Here is a 23,308-nt window from a genome sequence, read left to right on the forward strand (position 1 = left end):
ACTCTATTTCAATAATTCTTCACCTTTGGTTTGCTTATGTTTAGCTGCTGCATTAACCTGTTCGTCCGCATGGTAGGAAGAACGGACAAGCGGGCCGGATTCACAATGGCTGAATCCTTTTTCCAATGCACGTTCCTTCAATTCGGCAAACTCCTCAGGCGTGTAGTATTTCAGCACCTTCAAATGCTTTTTAGTCGGCTGCAAATACTGGCCGATCGTCATGATATCCACATTATTAGCCCTTAGGTCATCCATCGTTTCGAGGATTTCCTCCCGTGTTTCTCCAAGGCCGACCATTAAGCTGGACTTTGTCGGAATCTCCGGATACAGTTCCTTGGCTCTTCTTAAAAGCTCCAATGAACGTTCGTATTTAGCTTGAGCCCGTACACGGTCGGATAGACTTCTGACTGTCTCTATATTATGGTTCAGAATGTCTGGTTTAGCATCCATCAAAGTCTTAATATTTTCATGCACCCCGCCCATATCCGACGGTAATACTTCAATTGATGTAAATGGATTCTTGCGTCGGATGGCACGGACCGTTTCAGCGAAAACTTCAGCGCCTCCATCCTTTAAATCGTCACGGGCAACAGCTGTAATGACAACATGCTTTAAATTCATCAGAACAACGGAATCCGCAACACGCTCTGGTTCAGCCCAGTCCAATTCATTAGGACGTCCGGTTGTAACTGCACAAAAACGGCATGCCCTTGTACAGATTTCACCTAAGATCATGAATGTGGCCGTTCTTCTCACTGACCAGCATTCGTGAATATTCGGACATTTCGCCTCTTCACAGACTGTATGAAGATTTTTTTCCCGCATCATATTTTTTAAACCGAGGTAGTTTTCATTAGTATTAAGCTTTATTTTTAACCAATCTGGTTTACGAAGAATTTCTTTATTTGTAGAAGACATGAAAATGTCACTCCATTCTATAGAAATTAACACACCCTACTTTAACAATAAAAAAGCATTTATACAAGTTATAGTTGGTTTCCCATTATTTATTTTTCATGTTTAAAGCCAAATCAGCAAAACTATAAAAGATGGACTGATGTCTTTATAAATTGAAGATTCTCATGAAAGGAGTTGCCCCGTTGAAAAAATTATTTTTTCTTATCATAACTTGTTTGTTTATTTTGGATGCATCAAGCCAAATGGTTAATGCCGCTGATACCCCTGAAGCTTATGCAGGAAGAATGGCGCTTTATAGAAACATGGAAGCTACCCTGCAAATCCCATGGTATTACCTTGCTGGCGCTGATCAATATGAGCACAGCCTAAGGGCTGCCAGACGGGATTTAGAGCCGGCAAAGGGTTTAATTGGCATCAATATCGAGCCTTCAAAGTGGGGTGGGGCTCTCAATCCTCACTTAAACGACGTGAACCCGCTAACGATCACCTTTTTTGATGGGTTAGGCCAGGATGGGAATGGCGATGGCAAAGCTGATGTTACTAATGACACCGATCGATTATACGCTTTTTCGAAGCATCTCCATACTTATGGTTCAGATGAAGATAATATCCGGATCGGCTTGTGGGAATATTATAAACGAGATAAAGCCGTCAGCATCATTATCGGCAATGCGAAGATTTATAAGAAATATGGCCGGCTGGATTTACAGGAAAAAGCCTTTCCAGTTCCAGTACGGACCCATTATACGTATTTAAATACATGGGGAAGCGCTCGTGGATGGGGCGGAAGGAGAATCCATGAGGGTACAGATATATTTGCGGATTATAGCCTTCCTGTTCGGTCAACGAGCTATGGAATCATTGAAATGAAAGGCTGGAATAAATTCGGGGGTTGGCGGATTGGGATACGGGATTTAAATAATACGTATCATTACTTTGCCCATTTAAGCGGATTTGCCGAAGGATTGAAAGTCGGACAAATCGTCGAGCCCGGACAAATCATCGGAGGTGTAGGCAGTACAGGTTACGGCCCTCCTGGAACTGCGGGTAAGTTCCCTCCGCATCTTCATTATGGGATGTACAAAGACAACGGAATCACAGAATGGAGCTTTGACCCTTACCCCTATTTAAAAATGTGGGAAAGGAAGGATTTAGCTAAAAAACAAAAGTGAGCGGCGACGAATTTCTCGCTGCTTTTTTTTGATTCGAACATAAACCCCCGAACTTGATGCATAGGTATTAGTAAAGGGGGCTAAAGCGTGTTCCGAAAAAGATTTCGAACAAAGAAATTCCGAAAAAAGGGGCCTCTTCCCACCCGAAAAGTATTCCTTTACTCATTTATCCTTTTTATCATATCAAGCATCATGACTCTTTGGTATGTTGATAAATCAATTGAACCGGTGATCATGAGTGTAGCCGAATATGAAATCAAACGGATTGCAACGGAAACGATTCATGAATCTGTAGATGAGAATATATCCAAGATTGATATGAACAAAATCATCACCAACAACGAGGGTGGTAAGGACTCCAGTTCTTCCTATAGCTTCAATCCGGTCATATACAGTGAATTGCGCGCTAACATTACAAAGGATATTCAAAACAAGCTTGGCATCGAACAGGGAAATCCTTTTAAAAAGGGTTCCTCCAAAATAAATGATGAACAATATAAAAGTGTAGTCTATTATATACCATTGGGTGTCGTAACCGGGAATAATCTCCTTTCCAACTATGGACCTGAAATCCCAGTGAAAATGTCAGTCATCGGTAATGTTGAATCGGATTTGAAGACAAAATTGACAAACGCAGGCATCAATAATGTGTATTATGAATTGATTGTGGATTTTGATGTAAATATTCAAATCGTCATCCCCTCCTTCACTAAAGAGACCAAGGTCAGTCAGGAAGTGACAGTCGGCAGCTTGCTAATTGAGGGTGATGTACCAAGTTATTATAGTAACGGAAACGGTTCGGTGGCACCTGCCATCATGAAGGAAAACAAGGAATAGAAAAACCAGCTTATCCTTGAGTTTAGGCTGGTTCTTGTATATTGAGACATTTCATGATCAGCAACTGCAGGTTTTTATTCAAATCCACTTCATAGGACTCTTTTACCTGTTCCCCATTTTCTTCAAGTATCCTTATCATGGGTCGGTCCCCTATCCCCTCATTCTGAGCGGATACGACACCTTTTCTCCCATCATTCAATTCTACGGATAGACCATTTGGATAGATGGCAACTGCCCGGCGGAATGCCTCGATGATCGTATTGTCGAATTTTTTCCCGATTCCCGCATAAAGGATTTCCAACCCCTGATGAGGCAGCATGGCCTTACGGTAAACCCGGCTGGAAGTCACGGCATCAAACACATCGGCAACGGCAATAATCTTGCCGAAATAATGGATTTCATCCCCTTTTATTCCACGTGGATATCCAGATCCATCAAGCCTTTCATGATGCTGATAGGCACAATTTGCAACTAAATGTGAAACGGTATGAACATTTTTGATTAGATGAAATCCATAATCGGCATGTTTTTGGATTTGTTCAAATTCCTTTTCCGTTAACTTACCGGGTTTATGGAGGATTCCCAAAGGTATGAACATTTTGCCGACATCATGTAAAATCGCTCCCAGCCCAAGAATTTCGAGATTCTTATTATTAATATTCAACTCCATCCCGATTGCCAGGGTATATAGGGTCACATTGAAGGAATGAGTAAAGATATAGTCATCGTATGTATAAACATCCGCCAATATAGTCAATAACTCATTATTCCTATTGAGCTCGTCCATGATGTTTCGGACGATTTGAGTGAACTTGACGTTAGGTTGCTCCATCGTGAAAGATCCATCAAGGTTCATTTCGTTTTTCATGTCCAGGAAAGTGGTTTCAATCCTATTAATGGCTTCTCTCCTTAGGTTCCCGAATACTGGTGGCATTGGAATAATGTCATCCGTCCTAGAATCTTGAATGTAAACTAAAGGAATATTAAGGGATATCAGTCGAGCGATCATTTTCTGCGTTAATGTAAGACCCTCACACAAGAGGATATGGCCCTGCTCATTATAAATGTCTTTTCCGAGCCTGGCTCCAGGGCTCAGGGACTTTGTAATAGCTAGCCTCATACTTGTACTCCATTTCCCAATTCAATTTTTGTAAATCAAACCGTTCCTTTATAAGGGTTATCGGAAAATATCCTTATAAATGAATCCGTTTAAAAATATTTATTGAAAAATATTAACTATTTTCTTGGTGAATTAAAACAAGGCCCCCTTCTGGATAAAAGAAAGCCCACCACTTCAAATCATTTTGATTAATGCCTCTTTACCAATCATTCCTGGATAAATGCCTTTTTCCACAGCTTCCCAGGTAACTGATTCAAGCGGCGCTTCCAAAAGCTCATCAATCGATTTAACTCCTGTAGCCCTGCCTGCAAGGATTTTACGATCTCTCAATTTATCATTCAGCAGCGCTACATCCAACGCACCGCACATTATATATCCTTTATCGGAAGCGACGGCAAGTAAATTCGTTTTGGGAAGTCGGACAGAAATGGCTAGGAATGTATGATTATCAAGTATTATTGGTATCATGCTAATCATTGGGTTCGCCCCTTTCTTCCTCATACTTTATGAATGAAAAGGCGAAACCGTGATTTAGCGTTAGGCATCTGTATATATTTTTTTCAACTTCCATAAAAGGATATCCCGTAAGAATTCCGGTAATAGATATTTCTTGCGATTTGTGCGCTGAATACTTGGAAAAAAGTGCCCAAACGTGAACATATCAGGTATTGCCAGTTTATAGGACTTATCAGTCTCCAGTTTCTCCCCTTTTATCAATATCCCTTTTACGATTCCATTCTCCATTTCGTTAAATTCAATTTGATCATAATTCATGACGCCCATGATTTTTCCCCGGAAACCGAAACCTTTCACTTGAATGTGTGGCCACTCCTCATTTCTCGATTGCATTAAGATTTCTTTTAATTCATTCCCATTAACTTCAACGATGCAAGGATTGATGGGGTGTGGACAGATTCTGTGAATATCCCCTTTTGTGACAGGTCCCTTTGGCAATCCATCGAGCAGAAGACCCGCATTCAAAAAGGTGCAATCCGCCTGACTCCACTCCCTTAAGGCCTCACCAAGGATTTTCGTCAAAGCACTTACTTTGAACCAATCATTTTCCAGCGCTTCCGGTAAGTCCACTACGACCTGTTTTAGCGTTTCCCCACCGGCCTGATACATTGCTTCAATCCATGATCGTTCATTCTCTAATTCCGAAAAGTCATTCGTATCATAGAGAATGGCACTCTTCTTGCTAATTCTCTTTTCCTGATTGACGGTCATTTCCACCTGCCCAACAAAAAAACCATATTTCCCTGCACCGCATAGGAGTGTATCATTGATCAATTTCCCTTGGTGAAGGATGTGGTGGGTATGCGCGCCAAGTATGACGTCAATCTCCGGAAAGTCCGCTGCCATCCGCTCATCATCATGGATGCCCAGGTGAGAAAGGATGATGATTACATCTGCCTCTGTTCTAACCCTTTCTAGTTGTTCCTTTAACTCAACGAATGGTTCTGTTAATTCCCAGCCCATCGCAGAATAAAACTTTTGAAAAAAAGCTGTCAGACCTATCAAGGCAATTTTGGTGCCTTTTACCGTTGTATGTATCCAATATGGCAGCGCCCATTCCGGCCTTTCATTATCCCCATAATAAATATTGGCTGCCAAGACCTTGAACCTTGCATGATCATATAAGGAGTCTAACGCATCATGAGGTAAAGTGATCCCTTCATTATTGCCGATGGTTACATATTGGTAGCCCGCTTCATTCAGAAGCTCAATATTTCCTTTACCCAACGTACCTTCTGTATATGGATGCCAGCGATCCACATGGTCTCCTATATCAAGTATGATTGCCTCTTCTCCCGTTTCTTGATGAAGTTGTCTTCTTTCTTTAAGAAACTTATCAATACGAGGCCAATTTTCAAAATGACTATGGAGATCATTGGTGTGATATAAATGAATGATTTCTGACATCATTTTTCCTCCTCGTTTATCCTGTAATACTTTGGTATATAAGACGTAAACCAATGATTATCAGTACTATTTTCAACATATTTTCAAGTGCCCCGCTCTTTAGGCGCGTATTGATGTAAGCCCCTAATTTAGCACCGAACCATGCACCTGGGATCAGGGCAAAAGCATATGGCCAATTTACATTTCCAAGGGAAATATGTGTAATCGAATTTGTGACCGAAGATAGAAATACCATGAACATCGAAGTCGCTACAGCCATATGCGGAGGGAAGAAGAAAAGAAGCATCATTACAGGAACCATTAAGGCTCCACCTCCAATTCCAAATAACCCGGAGCTGAATCCCACGACAAATGTAATCGATACAGCTATTAGGGGATGGTAACCATAAGAAAATGAATGTCCATTTTCAGTTTTATACGTCTTAACTATTTTCGCTTTACCAGGCTTGAAAACCATTGGCTTCAAACGGTTTTTCACTAATAACACGATAGCCATGAAAATCATGAAAGCCCCAAAGTACAATGAAAAAGCTTGGACATTAAGGTTTTTATTCACATAGGCTCCTATTATTCCACCAGGTGCACTGCCTATAAAGAAGATTAAGCCTGCCTTATAATCCACCACTTTATGTTTTAAATAAGATAAAGTAGAAGATAAGCCGGTAAAAATCATGATCACCGTTGAAACACCGACGGCGATCTGAGGTGTCAGTTCTTCTATTATATTTGTAGATGCACCTAAATATAAAAGAGAAGGCACAATGATGATGCCGCCGCCCAGACCGACAAGAGAGCCAATTGAACCCGCTAATAATCCGATACCCACTAATACTAACCATACCATAAAGAAATCCGCCTTTACCTGTTTGTGAGGATATTACCTCTTACTTGCTTGTCATACCATCTCTTTATTAATTATATAATGCGTCTTAAAACAAACCAAGCTGCCGGGGAGCCAGTCCTTCATATTCTATACCAAGCAACTCAATCATTTGTTTGGCATTATCAGCGGCATCTCCGCCTGAGTTATTATTGAACAGGACATATATCTCCTTGGATTCCTTTTCCATTATCCTGATTTTCTCCACCCATTCATTCAATTCCTGATGATTATATCGGTATAAGTACCTGACCTCACGCCAATTATCACCCGAAGAAGGTCTCTGCCAACCATGCAGGTTACGGCCATGAAAGCGGATCAGCGTTTTATCTTCATGGGTGGAATGGAGGACGATAGGAATGGAACCCTCCCCAGCCTGAGGCTCATCGCATACAGTGTGGACCCAACCCTCCTTTTGGATAAAGTCCAGGGTTTGCTGGACCATGTTGGGTCTGTACCAGCTTTGATTCCGAAATTCTATGGCAGCTGGAATATCGCCCATTTCAGCTTTACACCATCTCAGGTAATTTACATTTTCACGGTTACAATCAAACCATGGCGGAAACTGAAATAGGATCATCGCGAGCTTGCCGGACTTCTGATAAGCTTCTAGAGAGTCCCGAAAGGCCTTGAACATTTCCTTTTTACTTTCAAATGGAATTTCCCCACGCTGATGTCCCGTCATCCCTTGATAGGCTTTAACGACAAACTGGAATGACGCTGGTGTCTCGGATATCCACTTTTCACTGTTCCTCTTTGGCTGGATTGCATAAAATGAGGCATCCACCTCCACAATGGGAAAATGAGCCCCATACTCTTTGAGTTTATCACGTTGCGACACTCCGCCATGATACAAACTATCATGATCCCCCCAACCGGTCACACCAACATATATCATCTGACCATCACTCCTTTCGGGACAGGCCCCATTTCCTGTCTACTATTTTTCACCCTTGTATAACCATATTCAATCTTTGATAAGGGTGTCGAATATCACTTTCCAAAACAAAAAGCCTGCCGAGTCTCCCTGGCAGGCTTTTTGTATGAATGGGTTATTCTAAATCGCCTTACAGGCATGACAGTCGGTTATTATCCGATGGAGCCTTCCATTTCGAACTTGATCAGACGGTTCATTTCAACCGCATATTCCATCGGAAGTTCTTTTGTAAATGGTTCGATGAAGCCCATTACGATCATTTCCGTTGCTTCTTGCTCAGAAATTCCGCGGCTCATCAAGTAGAACAATTGTTCTTCAGATACTTTGGAAACCTTCGCTTCGTGTTCAAGGGAAATGTTGTCATTCAAGATTTCATTATAAGGGATTGTATCAGATGTAGACTGATTATCCATGATTAATGTATCACATTCAATGTTCGAACGAGCTCCATCCGCTTTACGTCCGAAGTGAACGATACCGCGATATGTTACTTTACCGCCTTGTTTAGAAATTGATTTAGATACGATAGTTGAAGATGTATTTGGCGCCAGGTGAATCATTTTTGCCCCAGCATCTTGGTGCTGGCCTTTTCCGGCAATGGCAATGGATAATGTCATACCGCGGGCACCTTCACCTTTTAAGATGACAGCAGGATATTTCATTGTCAATTTAGAACCGATGTTACCATCAATCCATTCCATAGTTGCGTTAGCATCACATACCGCACGTTTCGTAACCAGGTTAAACACGTTGTTTGCCCAGTTTTGGATCGTCGTGTAACGGCAGTAAGCATCTTTTTTAATGACTATTTCAACAACCGCACTATGAAGGGAGTTAGTTGTATATACAGGTGCTGTGCAACCTTCTACATAGTGAACGGATGCGCCTTCATCAACAATGATTAGCGTACGTTCGAATTGACCCATGTTTTCAGAGTTGATTCGGAAATAAGCTTGAAGCGGAGTATCCACTTTAACGCCTTTTGGTACATAGATGAAAGATCCGCCTGACCAAACCGCCGAGTTCAATGCCGAGAATTTATTGTCAGTAGGCGGAATCGTTTTTCCAAAATGCTCACGGAAGATATCTTCATTTTCACGAAGTGCTGAGTCCGTATCTTTAAACACGATACCCAAATCTTCCAATTCAACTTTCATGCTATGGTAAACCACTTCAGATTCATATTGAGCGGATACGCCTGCAAGATATTTTTGTTCGGCCTCAGGAATTCCCAACTTATCAAAAGTCTGTTTGATTTCCTCAGGAACTTCATCCCAAGATTTTTCCGATTTCTCTGATGGTTTAACATAGTATGTGATTTCATCAAAGTTCAAGCTCTGCATGTCGCCGCCCCATTGAGGCATTGGCATGTTGTAAAAATGCTCCAATGATTTCAAACGGAAATCAAGCATCCATTGCGGTTCATCCTTCATTCGAGAAATCTCTTCCACGATTTCTTTTGTCAGACCGCGCTTTGAACGGAAGATGGAAACATCTTTATCCGCAAAGCCATATTTATAATCGCCGATTTCAGGCATTTTCTTTGCCATAGCTCGTATTCCTCCATTTCAAATGGCTGAATTACAACAGCTCATTTTAATTTAATTATTCCTTCAATCCCTTTTCCATGGCCTTCCAAGCTAACGTCGCACACTTGATTCGGGCAGGAAATTTAGAAACACCTTGAAGGGCTTCAATATCCCCAAGGTCCATCTCATCATCGTATTCTTTTCCCTGAATCATTAAGGAAAAAGTCTCGGACATGGCTAAAGCAGTTTCAACGTCTTTGCCCTTAATGGCTTGAGTCATCATGGAAGCTGAACTCATGGATATCGAACAACCGTCACCATCGAATTTAACATCGTTGACTTTTCCATCTTCAATCTTCATCGTTAATCGAATCCGATCACCGCAAGTTGGATTGTTCATGTCAATCGTCATGCTGCCATCCTCTAGCATGCCCTTATTACGTGGTTTCTTATAATGATCCATAATGACCTGACGGTAAAGTGTATCTAAGTTATCAAAAGACATTGCTGAAATACTCCTTCGTTTTAACAAGCCCGGACACAAGCTTATCAATATCTTCTTCCGTGTTATAGAGATAGAAACTTGCTCTTGCTGTCGAGGACACGTCAAGCCATTTCATTAATGGCTGTGCGCAGTGATGACCGGCACGGACAGCAATTCCATCTGCATCAAGTACGGTAGCGACATCATGTGGATGTACGTCATTAATATTAAAGGTTACTACACCCGCACGTTTTTCTGAATCTTTTGGACCGTATATCGTCAGTCCTTCAACTGCAGACATTTTCTCCATCGCATAAGCGGCGAGTTTATGTTCGTGCCGTTCAATATTATCCAAGCCGATTTCTTCCAAGAAATCAATCGCAGCCCCAAGACCGATGGCACCTGCAATGATAGGGGTTCCGCCTTCGAATTTCCACGGGAGTTCTTTCCATGTAGACTCATACAAACCTACAAAATCAATCATCTCACCGCCAAATTCAATCGGCTCCATTTTTTCCAGAAGTTCTTTTTTGCCATATAATGCGCCGATACCAGTTGGGCCGACCATTTTATGACCTGAGAAGGCAAAGAAATCACAATCCAGATCACGGACATCCACTTTTAGGTGCGGCGTGCTTTGCGCCCCGTCGACTACCATTATAGCACCGTGTTCATGGGCGATTTGCGCGATTTCCTTCACAGGATTGATAACACCAAGTACATTCGAAACCTGCATGATGGAAACGATTTTCGTTGCGTCCGTAATTGTTGCCCTAACATCATCAAGGGAAATCGTACAATCCTCCTGAAGCGGAATATACTTCAGTACAGCGCCTTTTTCTTTGGCAAGCTGCTGCCACGGAATGATATTACTATGATGCTCCATGTAGGAGATGACGATTTCGTCACCCGCTTTAATATTTGCACCACCGTAACTTCTTGCTACAGTATTTAAAGAAGTCGTTGTACCTCTAGTGAAGATGATTTCTTCTGTAGAAGAAGCATTAATGAACTTACGTACCTTTTCACGTGCACCTTCATACGCATCCGTAGCTTTTGTTCCTAGTGTATGCACCCCGCGGTGAACATTCGAGTTGTATCCGCGGTAATATTGCTCAATCGCTTCAATCACTGCAGCCGGTTTTTGAGAGGTTGCAGCACTATCTAAATAAACTAATGGCTGACCATTGACTTCTTGATCTAATATTGGAAAAAGCTTACGAATTTCGTATGGGTTCATTACTGTACTTTCCTTTCAATGACCGCTACTAATTGTTTTTTAACTCCCTCAATAGGAAGCTGGTTAACAACAGGGGCCAAGAATCCGTGAATGACAAGTCTTTCTGCTTCTTTCTTTGTAATACCACGGCTCATTAAATAATACAGTTGAAGCGGGTCAACACGACCGACGGAAGCAGCATGACCAGCCGTTACATCATCTTCATCAATCAAGAGGATTGGATTGGCGTCACCGCGTGCTTTTTCACTCAGCATCAGTACGCGTGATTCTTGTTCGGCATTAGCCTTTGTAGCACCAAACTCTATTTTCCCAATTCCATTAAAAATAGAGGATGCTGCGTCTTTCATGACACCGTGCTTAAGGATATAGCCCTCAGAGCGTTTGCCAAAATGAATAATGGCTGTCGTAAAGTTCTGTTTTTGTTCCCCGCGTCCGACAACAACTGATTTAGTATCACCGTGAGAGCCATCGCCCATTAGATATGTTGTATTATCTGAAATCGTATTTCCATCGTTCATCAGGCCAAGTGCCCACTCAATACGGGCGTCACGTCCTGCCACTCCACGACGGTTAACATATGTCGTAAAGCCTTTTGAAAGTGTATCGACCGCTCCGTATTCCACTTTTGCATTCGCATTCGCAAATACTTCAGTTACGATATTGGCGATGCCTTCGTTAGATTCAACATTTGAGAAATAGTTCTCCACATATGTTACCGAGCTGTTATCTTCCGCTACGATCAATACATGATTGAAAAGTGCAGTATCTGGATTATCCAACAAGAATACCGCTTGAATCGGCTCTTTGATTTCTACATTTTTCGGAACATAAAGGAATGCTCCCCCATTAACTAATGCAGCATGCAATGCTGTTAAACGATGCTCATCTATTTTAACGCCGTCTTTCATGAAATACTTTTGCACAAGCTCGGAATGGTCACGTGCTGCTGTGAAAATATCCGTAAAAATGACGCCTTGTTCTTTCACATTTGCTGACAGATTGATATGTGCCGGCGTATTGTTGCGTTGAATGTATAAGTTTCCGTTTTCTTCAATGATGGCTTTGATTTCTTCCGGAAGCTCCTCTTTAGAGGCAAAAGCTTCACTTTCAACCGCGTGGGTCTTGAAAGAAGTAAAATTCCATTTGTCGATTTTCGTTTTATCCGGCTTTGGCATCGGGAGCTTTTCAAATTCAGAAAACGCTTGAATCCGAAGCTCGGAAAGCCAAGCTGGCTCATTATTTTTAGTTGAATAAGAGCTTATATCCTCTTGTTCAAACGGTAATTTCGTTTCTGTAGTCATTGCAAATCCTCCTACTTACGCTTCTTCGCCAACAGTTTCGTCTTCAATGCCCAATTCTTGTTTGATCCAATCATAACCTTCCGCTTCCAAGCGGGCAGCAAGTTCAGGACCACCTGATTTTACGACACGTCCTTGCATCATTACGTGTACATAATCAGGAGTGATGTAATTTAATAGACGTTGGTAGTGAGTGATGATCAAGCATCCAAAGTCTTCTCCGCGCATTTCGTTGATTCCTTTTGAAACGACTTTAAGTGCATCGATGTCAAGCCCTGAATCAATCTCATCTAAAATTGCAATTTTAGGTTGAATCATCATTAATTGAAGAATCTCGTTACGTTTTTTCTCTCCGCCGGAGAAACCTTCATTTAAATAGCGTTGCGCCATATCTTCGTCCATTTCAAGGAATTCCATTTTTTGATCCATTTGACGGATGAATTTCATCAATGAAATTTCATCGCCTTCTTCACGGCGTGCGTTAATGGAAGAACGTAAGAAGTCAGCGTTTGTAACGCCACTGATTTCACTTGGATATTGCATAGCAAGGAATAGACCTACACGAGCGCGCTCGTCGACTTCCATTTCCAATACGTCTTCCCCATCGAATGTGATGCTTCCGCTTGTCACTTCATATTTTGGGTGACCCATGATTGCTGATGATAAAGTGGATTTACCAGTTCCATTTGGTCCCATGATCGCATGGATTTCTCCACCTTTAACTTCAAGGTTTACCCCTTTTAAAATCTCTTTACCTTCAATTGATACGTGAAGATCTTTAACCGTTAATGTAGAAGCTGACATAATAATACCTCCGTGAACTAATTCCTATTTTATTACCAGAAAGTAAAGATAACTTTCTTTACTATAATTTGCATAAAAGCATTCTCAATTTATTCTCATTCCAATTTTATAACAAATCCAATTTAGAATCAACTAATATAGATAGGGGTTTCCACTTATTACATAGTAAAAACCTGTCCTATTCTTAGGATACTAACAGATAGGGCATATTTACAGCATATTCAGCCGTATTTTAGCTTTTGTTAAAATTATCTTATTATTCGGCAAACCTTCGTTCTTATTAATATATGTTCGACAGATTCGATTGGAAGGTATGAACGTTCCGGTTTGGAAAGAAAAAAATCGGACTGTCAGGCATTATGTAAGTTTATCCAATAAGGAAACCCTTATTTTCCGGACCACTTTCCATTTTACCTCTACAGACCGATCTTTTAAAGAACTCTTTTATATGCTTAGACGTGAATTTTGCGTTGAAGATCCAGGACCATTCTGTTGCACTTTACATGTTCCCTATCTCGTTCTTTCTCAACCTCGATACGGAGGTCTAAGTTCCTACTGTACTCACTGTAGCCAATCCCATGTGAAGACTGCATCGCCTTTTCCATTTCGCTTGTTACATTTAAATCAAGAGTATTGATAGTGAACCATCCTTTCAAATTTGTGTATCATTTTATTTCCTTCAGTAATTATTTACCCTTCAGATTCGGGATTAAACATGAAAAACGACCTGAGTTTATCAGGCCGCCATTTCTTGAATCATTTATCAACCGGTACAACTGCACCATCATATTCTTTAAGGATGAAATCTTGAATCTCTTTAGAATGCAATACTTCTACTAGCGTTTTGATTTCTTCTTTATTTTCATCACCTTTGTTAACCGCAATCACGTTCACATATGGCGAGTCAGAACCTTCAATGGCAATCGAATCTTTCAATGGATTCAAGCCTGCGTCGATTGCATAGTTAGAGTTGATCAGAACTGCATCCCCTTCACCATTCTCATAAATCTTTGGAAGTAAAGCTGCTTCATAATTAGCATCAAATTTAAGGTTTTTCTTATTTTCAACGATGTCTTTTGTTGTTGCTGTCGTTTTATCGATGCCCTCTTTCAATTTGATCAGGCCATTCTTTTCCAAAAGAGATAACGCACGTCCGTGGTCAGCAACCGAGCTGCTCATAATGATTGTTGCCCCTTCCGGAAGTTTAGCGATGCTTTTATATTTTTTTGAATATAGACCGATAGGCTCGATGTGAATTCCGCCCGCATTGACTAAATTATATCCATTCTCTTTATTGGCCGCCTCAAGGAAAGGTAGGTGCTGAAAATAGTTAGCATCCAATTCCTTATCATTTAAAGCCTTATTCGGTAAAACATAATCCTGGAATTTTTCAATTTTCAAATCTATTCCTTTTTCTTTAAGAAGAGGTTTAGCTTTTTCAAGAATCTCGGCATGTGGAACATTGGATGCCCCTACAACTAATTTCTTCGCTTCCTTTTCTGTATCGCTGCCACTTTTGTCCTTATCGGCTCCACAAGCTGCCAGAGCAATCGATAAAACAAGGACTAATGCAAATCCTAAAAACTTTTTCATCCTATTCATCTCCCTTATCTTTTGTCTAATTTAGATGTGATCACATCTCCAATTATTTGAATAATGAAGACGATAATCAGAATAACGATAGTCGCTACTAACGTAACGTCATTGTGGCTTCTTTGATAGCCGTCTAGATAGGCTAGATTACCAAGCCCGCCTGCGCCGATGACCCCGGCCATTGCGGTATAGCCGACCAATGCAATCGACGTTACCGTAATCCCGGAAATAAGGGCCGGCATCGACTCTGGAAGAAGGACCTTCCAAATGATCGTACTCGTTTTTGCCCCCATGGATTTAGCCGCTTCAATTACACCTTTATCGATCTCACGGAGGCCAATTTCAACCATACGCGCATAAAATGGCGCCGCCCCGATAATAAGTGCTGGTAATGCTGCATTCTCACCAATCATAGAACCGACAAGCGCTTTAGTGAAAGGAATGAGCAGCACGATCAAAATAAGAAATGGAATGGAACGAAATATATTGACGAGAGCACCAATGACCGCGTTGACCGCCCGATTTTCCCATATATTCCCTTTACCTGTCAAGAACAGGATCAACCCTAATAGTATGCCTATAAAAAAGGTAGCTACTACAGAGATGCTTGTCATATAAAGCGTTTCTTTCGTTGCGTCTAAAATGGATTCCCAATCTACATTCGGCAATAATTCTTTAAGCATGAGTAATCACCTCCACGCCTACCTGCTGTGCTTTTATGAATTCTATTGCGCGGAGCATTTCTTCCTCATTGCCATCAAGGTGGATAAACAACGTTCCATATGAACCGCTTCTCGTTTGGGATATTTTACCTTGAACGATATTGACATCCAACTCGAAATTACGTACGAGCTTGGTAATCAACGGGCTTTCTGCACGATCACCTACAAAAGTCAATTGAATCACTTTACCTGCAGGAAAGCGTTCAAGCAAATGGTCCATCGTTTCTTTCGTTTCTTCTGGTTCCGTTACCTGTTGCACGAAACGCTTCGTCATTTGTTCTTTAGGATTCTTGAATACAGCCAGGACAGGTCCCTCTTCAACGACCTGCCCGTTTTCCATCACGGCCACGCGATGACAGATTTTACGTATTACATGCATTTCATGTGTTATCAGGACAATTGTCAACCCCAGGCGCTGATTGATGTCAACAAGCAATTCGAGTATGGAATCGGTAGTCTGTGGATCTAAGGCAGAAGTCGCTTCATCACAAAGAAGCACCTTAGGATCATTTGCTAGGGCCCTGGCTATTCCCACCCTTTGCTTTTGCCCTCCGCTTAATTGCGAAGGATATGCCTTTTCTCTGCCTTCCAATCCGACTAGCTTGATCAATTCGTTCACACGCTTGATGCGTTCAAATTTTGAAACTCCTGCAATTTCCAACGGGAAGGATATATTTTCCTGAACCGTCCTGGACCATAATAGATTGAAATGTTGGAAAATCATGCTGATTTCCTGACGTGCCTTACGGAGCTGAGCCCCTTTAATTTTTGAAACTTCCTTCCCAGCCACCACAACGGATCCCTCTGTAGGTGTTTCCAATCCATTGAGCATTCTGATCAAAGTACTTTTCCCCGCTCCGCTGTAACCAATAATACCGAAAATCTCGCCGTTATTTATTTCAACATTCACATTATTTACTGCCTTAATAGTCTCACCGTTTCCTTTTCCTGTTCGGAAAAGCTTACTTACTTTCGTCAATGTAATCATTAATGCTCACCTCTTTTATCCAATAAAACCTATGAACTTAGTTGATTTCTCTACATTATTAGTCAGTTTTTAATACCATTTTTTCCTTTCATGAAGGTTTTCCCAAATGAAATAGAAAAAACCTTTCTGCATGAGCAGAAAGGCAGGTGAAGAAGCTGGCCTTCCTCTCATCTTCCAAAGTAATTAAACTTTGTGTGAATTGGCACCTTTCCAAGGAATCTCCTTGTCGGTTGCCGGGTTTCATCGGGCACATCCCTCCACCTCTCTTGATAAGAGCTAATATATAGAATATTTGTACAACATTAAGTTCTTTAGTATGGGGAAATTTTATCATAGATAAAAAAGGAGTGCAATGTATATTATTTCTAGTAAATGAATGAACTGGACTTTTTGCTTAAACCGTTTTAGACGTCAGGGAGACGATATTCGTCGCTTTTTCAATTGCCTGCTCTAAATCTTCTATTAAATCCTCTGCATTTTCAATCCCGATGGATAAACGGACCTGATCAGCACTCACTCCCGCTTTCGCCAGACCTGCATCATTCAATTGTTGGTGGGTCGTACTGGCAGGGTGGATGATTAAACTCTTAGCATCCCCTACATTAGCTACATGGGACCATAATTCCACCGAATTGATAAGTTTTGCCCCGGCTTCGCGGTCACCCTGTATTCCAAAAGTCACAACAGATCCTGCTCCCTTAGGCAAGTATTTGTCCGCAAGGGCTTTATCGGGATGATCCTCTTTACCGGGATGTGAAACCCAAGTCACGGCAGGGTGATTTTCCAAATATTGAATAACAGACTTGGTGTTCGAAAGATGCTCTTTCATTCTTACATGCAGCGTTTCAAGTCCAAGCGTAAACTGGAATGCACTTTGGGCACTTAGCGCAGGACCTAAATCACGAAGCAACTGCACTCGGGCTTTCGTTATAAAAGCAGCAGGTCCAACTGCATCGGCGTATACAAGACCGTCGTAGCTTGGGTCAGGCTCCGTAAAGCCAGGGTAGTTTGGCGAGTTCCAGTCGAACTTCCCTCCATCCACTATGACACCGCCTAACGTCGTTCCATTTCCCAAAATCCATTTTGTAGCGGAATGGATGACAATATCCGCCCCAAAATCAATTGGTCTGCATAGATACGGTGTAGCGAAGGTATTATCGATAATTAAAGGTATCCCGGCTTCGTGGGCGATGTCTGCTACTGCTTCTATATCAAGGACCCTCAAACTTGGATTTCCGATCGTTTCAGCAAATATGGCTTTTGTTCTTGGCGTAATTGCCCTTTTGAAATTTTCTGGGTCATCAGGTGAAACGAACTTCACCTTAATCCCATATTTAGGAAGAGTATTTTCAAAAAGATTATACGTGCCGCCATATAATGTAGAGGCTGAAACAATTTCATCCCCTGCACCGGCAATATTCAGGATTGACAGTGAAATGGCTGCCATTCCGCTTGCAGTTGCCAATCCGCCGATACCGCCTTCCAATAAGGCCATTCTTTCCTCAAAAACACTGACCGTGGGATTATGGAGTCGTGTATATATATAACCATTCTCCTTTAAACCAAATAAATTCGCTGCATAGTCTGTGTCTTTGAACAAGTATGCATTGCTTTGGTAGATAGGGACTGCCCGGGCACCTGTTTCATCAGCTTGCAGACCGCCATGAACACTCAATGTTTCAAAACGCAACTTTTTCTCTGACATATGATTTCACCTTTTTCTATGGATTTAGTTGGAATTTCATGAAAACCTGGCCTTTCATAAACAAAAAAACCACTTCCACAAGAAGAGGTTTTAAAACACACCTCATCTTCCAGAGCCAACACTCTGCTGGAATTAGCACCGTATATAAATTTATACCGGTTGCCGGGCTTCGTCGGGCCAGTCCCTCCGCCACTCTTGATAAGAACTATTAAATTCAGCCGTTACTTTCTTAATTCAAAATATAGCATTTTAGAATTAATCAGTCAATGAATTGTTAGAATATTCTTTTTTTTGATTTCAATCTGGGAGCAAAATGTTTTCACAATAAAAAAACCAATCCGGTTCTGATTGGTTTCTTAGCTGATTTCCTTAAGCAATCCATACAAATAAGGAACGGATTGAAAGGCATATATTTTTTTGTGCAGCTGTCCTTTTTTGAAAAGCAATAAACAAGGGACACTTTCAATTTCATACGATTCGGCGATTGCTTGGACATAGTTCATATTCATTTTGCCTGCCTTCAATTCCGGGAAAAGTTCCATGGATATCGTCAGCATCTTGGAAGCCACCTGACAGGTACCGCATAAAGGCGTATATAAATATAAACAAAAGGTTTCCCCTTTTTCAACGGCAATCTTACACTCTTCTTCTTTCCATTCCTGCATCAATTAATCGTTCATCCTTTGACTTAAAAATTTCATTTTCACATTCATATTGGCAGATAAAAGCACAGTTGCGATATGATGTTCGGGTGAGCTTTCCACTTCTTTGTACATTTTATTAATATACAGGTGGTTCGCTTCCGGCATTTCCCTTCGGAATTGCTTCCGCAGCTTTTCTCCTGATTCATCTGCGTCAAACAGGAGATAAACATCACGTTCCATCAATTCATCCACTAATTCATCGAGCTTAGTTAATGATATGGTCCCATTCGTACATCTTATATCCACATCTTCATTTAAAACGGAGGCAACTTTTTTTCTATCGGAACTGCCTTCTACAATGATCACTTTATCGAACTCGCCCCATTCCATGTCATCACTCCATCTCACGAATTATGTGCGCAACTGCAATTGTACAAAATGAAAAAGAGAGCAGGCCTTTCCAGGCCCCCCTCTCCTTCATTTTAACCGTTAATCAAACTTTCATATTCTTCAGCACTCATCAGATCTTCAATATCACTGCTATTTGATGGTTCAAGCACGATCATCCATGCTTTTTCAAAAGGAGATTCATTTACATATTCAGGGTTGTCACTTAAATCTTCGTTTACTTCAACAACCTTGCCACTGATTGGAGCATAAAGCTCAGAAACCGTCTTAACGGATTCCACACTTCCAAATGGCTCGTTCGCTTTCAGTTCATCACCGATTTCCGGCAGCTCAACGAATACGATGTCCCCAAGCTCGGACTGGGCGAACGCAGTAATTCCAATGCGCACTGTTCCATCTTCCGTTTTGACCCATTCATGTTCTTTAGTGTAACGAAGTTCTTTTGGTGTTGTTGTCATTATTAACCCTCCATATGTACATCTTATTTTATCTATTCCATTATAAGGCAGATCTTATGTTTAAGTAAGGAATTAACCAAATATTTTGTTAAATTTCAGTTCCAAACCTGATTGAATTGCTCTTCTTTGAAACCTACCGTCACTTTGGTACCATCCGTAACAATCGGCCTTTTCAGAAGCATGCCATCTGTGGCCAATATATCAAGCATCTCTGCATCAGAAGCTTCTTTCAGCTTATCCTTTAAGCCCAGCTCCCGATATTTTTGACCGCTAGTATTGAAAAACTTCTTCAACTCTAAATTGCTGATTTTATATAGTTGTTCGATTTCAGTTCGCGAAGGCGGGTTTTCCGCTATATGGATTGCTTCATATTGCAGTTCATGATTATCCAGCCACTTTTTCGCATTACGGCATGTGCCGCATTTTGGGTACCAATATAATGTTAAGCCCATCGTTTCACCACCTATCAATAGAATACCCGTTTTCACCACGCAATACAATGAAATATCCTTTGAATTCCCAATGAGATTTCATCAAAGGAAATAAAGGGAATGCCTTTACGGGCATCCCCTTTACAGATTCTGATTTATTGCTTATAGCGCATATTTTTCCGTTTCGATTACCTTAACCGAAGCTTCACGTTTTTTCGCAATGACATTGATTGGAGTGTGTCTTGTCAGCTTGCGAAGGGAAGCAAGCATGATGCGAAGTGTGTCGCCTGTTTCTACCGCAATTAACGTTTCCTTTGCATGTTGTTCTATTTCATTGAAAGCTTCCTGAACGAAAATTTCCGTATAAAGCACTTTTTGTTTGTTCTTCTCCAGCCCCGTAGACGCAATTGCTTTTTCTGTACGTAACACAACGGACTCAGCTGCATAGGCAAGGGAAGCTATATCAGCAATGTTGGAGAGGATTTCTTGTTCTTGATCAAGGTTTTTCCCGTATTTCTGTGCAGCAAGGCCACTAGCCAAAATACCGATTTTCTTAGCGTTTCTAACAAGCATTTTTTCTTGTGCCAATGGCTCATCGCCAGGCTCTTCCGGCATCATCATCATTAATTCCTCTTGCAGGCTTTGTGCCTTTTGAAGAAGTGGCAATTCCCCTTTAAGTGCTTTTTTCAGGAAAGTTCCCGGAACAAGCAATCGATTGATTTCATTTGTACCTTCAAAGATCCGGTTAATACGGGAATCACGATATGCTTTTTCAATTTCATACTCCTGCATGAAACCATAACCACCATGAAGCTGTACACCTTCATCCGTAACGTAATCCAATACTTCGGAGGCGAAGAATTTATTCACTGAACACTCAATTGCATATTCAGCGATTGCAGCTGCCATTGATTTTCCATCTTTCACTTGCTCATCCGTCAACTTGCTCTGTCTTTGATCATAAAGTCCAACGGTACGGTAAACAGAGCTTTCAGCAGCATAAATTTTTGCCGCCATTGTTGCAAGTTTTTCTTTCGTCAAGTTAAAATCGGAAATTTTCGTTTTGAACTGTTGGCGTTGATTCGTATAAGCAGCTGTAATCTCAAGGGCACGTTTAGATCCGCCGACAGCACCCACGCCTAACTTATACCGGCCAATATTCAGGATATTGAATGCAATGACATGCCCTTTTCCTGCTACACCCAAAAGATTTTCGACTGGTACAAGAACGTCTTCAAGGATTAATGTACGTGTAGATGAGCTTTTGATTCCCATTTTCTTCTCTTCAGCACCAGTTGATACGCCTTTATAATCTCGCTCAACAATGAAAGCAGAGAATTGTTCGCCGTCGATTTTAGCGTAAACACAGAAGACATCTGCAAAACCTGCATTCGTAATCCATTGTTTTTCACCATTTAAAATATAGTGGGTTCCTTCTGCATTCAATTTCGCTGTCGTTTTTGCTCCTAAGGCATCTGAACCTGAGCTGGGCTCCGTCAATGCATACGCAGCAATTTTCTCTCCCGTTGCCAGTAAAGGGAGATATTTTTTCTTTTGTCCTTCATTCCCGAATAATACGATTGGCAAAGATCCGATACCTACGTGTGCACCATGCGTAATACCGAAGCCGCCTGCAAGTGCCATTTTTTCTGTAATTAATGCCGAACTGATTTTATCAAGACCCAATCCGCTGTATTCCTCAGGAACGTCAGCACCAAGTAAACCGATTTCACCTGCATGCTTCAGTAATTTAACAGAACGGTCAAATTCATGGTTCTCTAAATGTTCAACCTGCGGCAGAATTTCATTCACTACGAAATCCTCAGAAGTTTTGGCAATCATTTTATGCTCATCGGAATAATCTTCAGGTGTAAACACTTGATCATACGTAATATCCTCTACTAAAAAGGCTCCGCCTTTAATGAGGTTATCTTTAGTTTGATTCGACATGTTATTTCCTCCTAAATGTTAATGATAGTAAACCCGCCGGAAGCATGTTGACAGCTTCTGGAGAGGGTGGGTCACGCTAATAATTCAAATACTCCGGCAGCTCCCATTCCGCCGCCGATACACATTGTCACGACTCCGAATTGTTGGTTTCTGCGCTTCATTTCATGAAGCAGGCTTAATGTCAATTTTGCTCCTGAACATCCTAGGGGATGGCCCAAGGCAATGGCTCCACCATTCACATTGACAATCTCTTCATTCAATCCCAGCTCACGAATGATTTGAATGGATTGGGAAGCGAAGGCTTCATTCAATTCAAATAAACCAATATCGGATAACTCAAGGCCTGCAAGTTTTAAAGCTTTAGGAATGGCTGCAATTGGTCCGATGCCCATAATTTCAGGCGGTACCCCCGCTACAGCAAAGGAGCGGAACTTACCAATCGGTTTCATCCCTAATGAAGATGCCTTTTCCCCATCCATGACCATGACCGCGGCTGCTCCATCACTCGTTTGTGATGAATTCCCTGCTGTTACGGATCCTGTAACAGAGAATGCAGGTCTTAGTTTTTTCAGCACTTCAATAGTCGTTCCTGGACGAACGCCCTCATCCTGCGCAAATGTGAATGATTTTTCCTTTAATTTAAGATCAGGCCCCACTGAGCGGAGGGTTACGTCAACCGGCACGATTTCATCCGAAAACTTTCCTTCTGCAATGGCCTTAGCCGCCCTTTGATGACTTTGTACAGCAAATGCATCTTGATCGGCTCGGGAAATTTCGTACTTTTTTGCAACGGCTTCAGCAGTATGGCCCATACCCATATAATATTCCGGGGCTTTTTCCGCAAGTTGCGCGTTCGGGCGTGTTACATGGCCCATCATCGGCAGAAGGCTCATGGATTCCGCTCCGCCTGCAATGACTGTATCACTTTGGCCAAGCATGATTCTCTCCGCTCCATAAGCGATACTTTGTAATCCGCTTGAACAGTAACGGTTAATGGTTATGGCTGGCACTGTATAAGGCAATCCTGCCAATGCTCCAATGTTACGCGCCATGTTCAATCCTTGCTCAGCTTCAGGCATCGCACAACCGATAATCAGATCATCGATGGTGCCTTCATAATTCCCTGCACGCTTTAACGTTTCCTTTACAACAAGAGCCCCTAAATCATCCGGGCGTACATTAGCAAGAGAACCTTTTTTCGCTCTTCCTACCGGAGTCCTTGCTCCAGCTACTATTACCGCTTCTTTCATGAGGATCCCCCTTACTC

At 41.6% G+C, this 23,308-nt stretch carries 23 protein-coding genes and 2 riboswitches; of the genes, 2 read left to right on the plus strand and 21 right to left on the minus strand.

The annotated features are described in order from the left end of the window. Positions 1-3 precede the first annotated feature (3 nt). Positions 4-918, minus strand: a complete 915-nt coding sequence (gene lipA, locus UP17_RS23090) for a lipoyl synthase (protein ID WP_061465477.1) — start codon at positions 916-918, stop codon at positions 4-6. Positions 919-1,082: 164 nt separating this feature from the next. Here lipA and UP17_RS23095 point away from each other — a divergent pair, with 164 nt between their 5' ends. Both UP17_RS23095 and yunB read left to right on the plus strand, forming a co-directional pair. After that, positions 1,083-2,090: a M23 family metallopeptidase gene (locus UP17_RS23095; protein ID WP_061465478.1), complete on the plus strand. Its 1,008-nt coding sequence runs from the start codon at positions 1,083-1,085 to the stop codon at positions 2,088-2,090. 87 nt (positions 2,091-2,177) lie between these two features. Then, the gene (yunB, locus tag UP17_RS23100) at positions 2,178-2,927 is read left to right on the plus strand and encodes a sporulation protein YunB (protein WP_061465479.1); all 750 of its coding nucleotides are present in this window, start codon (positions 2,178-2,180) and stop codon (positions 2,925-2,927) included. A 22-nt stretch (positions 2,928-2,949) separates the two neighbouring features. Here the strand turns inward: yunB and UP17_RS23105 are convergent, their stop codons facing one another. The 20 genes from UP17_RS23105 to UP17_RS23200 all read right to left on the minus strand — a co-directional run bounded on the left by UP17_RS23105 (position 2,950) and on the right by UP17_RS23200 (position 23,291). Further along, positions 2,950-4,047 carry an HD-GYP domain-containing protein gene (locus UP17_RS23105; protein WP_061465480.1) on the minus strand — a complete coding sequence of 366 codons (1,098 nt, stop codon included), beginning with the start codon at positions 4,045-4,047 and terminating at the stop codon, positions 2,950-2,952. 174 nt (positions 4,048-4,221) lie between these two features. Further along, the gene (locus UP17_RS23110; RefSeq protein WP_061465481.1) at positions 4,222-4,524 is read right to left on the minus strand and encodes a YunC family protein; all 303 of its coding nucleotides are present in this window, start codon (positions 4,522-4,524) and stop codon (positions 4,222-4,224) included. Positions 4,525-4,584: 60 nt separating this feature from the next. Further along, a complete protein-coding gene (locus UP17_RS23115) occupies positions 4,585-5,970 on the minus strand; it encodes a bifunctional metallophosphatase/5'-nucleotidase (protein WP_061465482.1) in 1,386 nt (461 codons plus the stop codon). A 16-nt stretch (positions 5,971-5,986) separates the two neighbouring features. Beyond that, positions 5,987-6,814 carry a sulfite exporter TauE/SafE family protein gene (locus UP17_RS23120; RefSeq protein ID WP_061465483.1) on the minus strand — a complete coding sequence of 276 codons (828 nt, stop codon included), beginning with the start codon at positions 6,812-6,814 and terminating at the stop codon, positions 5,987-5,989. Positions 6,815-6,899: 85 nt separating this feature from the next. After that, on the minus strand, positions 6,900-7,748 hold the full coding sequence (locus tag UP17_RS23125) for a DUF72 domain-containing protein (protein WP_061465484.1): 849 nt from the start codon (positions 7,746-7,748) through the stop codon (positions 6,900-6,902). 191 nt (positions 7,749-7,939) lie between these two features. Next, positions 7,940-9,337: a Fe-S cluster assembly protein SufB gene (gene sufB / locus UP17_RS23130; RefSeq protein ID WP_061465485.1), complete on the minus strand. Its 1,398-nt coding sequence runs from the start codon at positions 9,335-9,337 to the stop codon at positions 7,940-7,942. A gap of 55 nt (positions 9,338-9,392) precedes the next feature. Next, positions 9,393-9,821 carry a Fe-S cluster assembly sulfur transfer protein SufU gene (gene sufU / locus UP17_RS23135; RefSeq protein ID WP_061465486.1) on the minus strand — a complete coding sequence of 143 codons (429 nt, stop codon included), beginning with the start codon at positions 9,819-9,821 and terminating at the stop codon, positions 9,393-9,395. Next, entirely contained in the window at positions 9,811-11,040 is a 1,230-nt protein-coding gene (locus UP17_RS23140; RefSeq protein WP_061465487.1) for a cysteine desulfurase, read from the minus strand. The genes sufU and UP17_RS23140 overlap by 11 nt, the downstream gene beginning before the upstream one ends. Next, positions 11,040-12,341: a Fe-S cluster assembly protein SufD gene (sufD, locus tag UP17_RS23145; protein WP_061465488.1), complete on the minus strand. Its 1,302-nt coding sequence runs from the start codon at positions 12,339-12,341 to the stop codon at positions 11,040-11,042. Before sufD ends, UP17_RS23140 begins: the two co-directional genes overlap by 1 nt. A gap of 15 nt (positions 12,342-12,356) precedes the next feature. Continuing rightward, positions 12,357-13,142: a Fe-S cluster assembly ATPase SufC gene (gene sufC, locus UP17_RS23150; protein WP_061465489.1), complete on the minus strand. Its 786-nt coding sequence runs from the start codon at positions 13,140-13,142 to the stop codon at positions 12,357-12,359. 756 nt (positions 13,143-13,898) lie between these two features. Further along, positions 13,899-14,735 (minus strand): MetQ/NlpA family ABC transporter substrate-binding protein, encoded by an 837-nt coding sequence (locus tag UP17_RS23155; protein WP_061465490.1) that lies wholly within the window; start codon positions 14,733-14,735, stop codon positions 13,899-13,901. 14 nt (positions 14,736-14,749) lie between these two features. Then, positions 14,750-15,418, minus strand: coding sequence for a methionine ABC transporter permease (locus tag UP17_RS23160; RefSeq protein ID WP_061465491.1), 669 nt, complete (start codon positions 15,416-15,418; stop codon positions 14,750-14,752). Continuing rightward, positions 15,411-16,445, minus strand: coding sequence for a methionine ABC transporter ATP-binding protein (locus UP17_RS23165; RefSeq protein ID WP_061465492.1), 1,035 nt, complete (start codon positions 16,443-16,445; stop codon positions 15,411-15,413). The genes UP17_RS23160 and UP17_RS23165 overlap by 8 nt, the downstream gene beginning before the upstream one ends. A 164-nt stretch (positions 16,446-16,609) precedes the next feature. Then, positions 16,610-16,721, minus strand: a riboswitch (SAM riboswitch). A 118-nt stretch (positions 16,722-16,839) separates the two neighbouring features. Next, positions 16,840-18,150 (minus strand): O-acetylhomoserine aminocarboxypropyltransferase/cysteine synthase family protein, encoded by a 1,311-nt coding sequence (locus tag UP17_RS23170; protein WP_208857034.1) that lies wholly within the window; start codon positions 18,148-18,150, stop codon positions 16,840-16,842. Between the two features lie 99 nt (positions 18,151-18,249). Next, positions 18,250-18,355: riboswitch (SAM riboswitch) on the minus strand. A gap of 151 nt (positions 18,356-18,506) precedes the next feature. After that, positions 18,507-18,815 carry a thioredoxin family protein gene (locus UP17_RS23175; protein ID WP_061466285.1) on the minus strand — a complete coding sequence of 103 codons (309 nt, stop codon included), beginning with the start codon at positions 18,813-18,815 and terminating at the stop codon, positions 18,507-18,509. A gap of 3 nt (positions 18,816-18,818) precedes the next feature. After that, entirely contained in the window at positions 18,819-19,184 is a 366-nt protein-coding gene (locus UP17_RS23180) for a toprim domain-containing protein (protein WP_061465493.1), read from the minus strand. Positions 19,185-19,276: 92 nt separating this feature from the next. Next, positions 19,277-19,660, minus strand: a complete 384-nt coding sequence (gene gcvH / locus UP17_RS23185) for a glycine cleavage system protein GcvH (protein ID WP_061465494.1) — start codon at positions 19,658-19,660, stop codon at positions 19,277-19,279. Between the two features lie 95 nt (positions 19,661-19,755). Continuing rightward, positions 19,756-20,112, minus strand: coding sequence for an arsenate reductase family protein (locus UP17_RS23190; RefSeq protein ID WP_061465495.1), 357 nt, complete (start codon positions 20,110-20,112; stop codon positions 19,756-19,758). A 141-nt stretch (positions 20,113-20,253) separates the two neighbouring features. Then, positions 20,254-22,041 carry an acyl-CoA dehydrogenase family protein gene (locus tag UP17_RS23195; RefSeq protein ID WP_061465496.1) on the minus strand — a complete coding sequence of 596 codons (1,788 nt, stop codon included), beginning with the start codon at positions 22,039-22,041 and terminating at the stop codon, positions 20,254-20,256. Positions 22,042-22,112: 71 nt separating this feature from the next. Then, on the minus strand, positions 22,113-23,291 hold the full coding sequence (locus UP17_RS23200) for an acetyl-CoA C-acetyltransferase (RefSeq protein WP_061465497.1): 1,179 nt from the start codon (positions 23,289-23,291) through the stop codon (positions 22,113-22,115). Between the last annotated feature and the right edge of the window lie 17 nt (positions 23,292-23,308).

Source organism: Peribacillus simplex, assembly GCF_001578185.1.
Classification (GTDB): Bacteria; Bacillota; Bacilli; order Bacillales; family DSM-1321; genus Peribacillus; species Peribacillus simplex_A.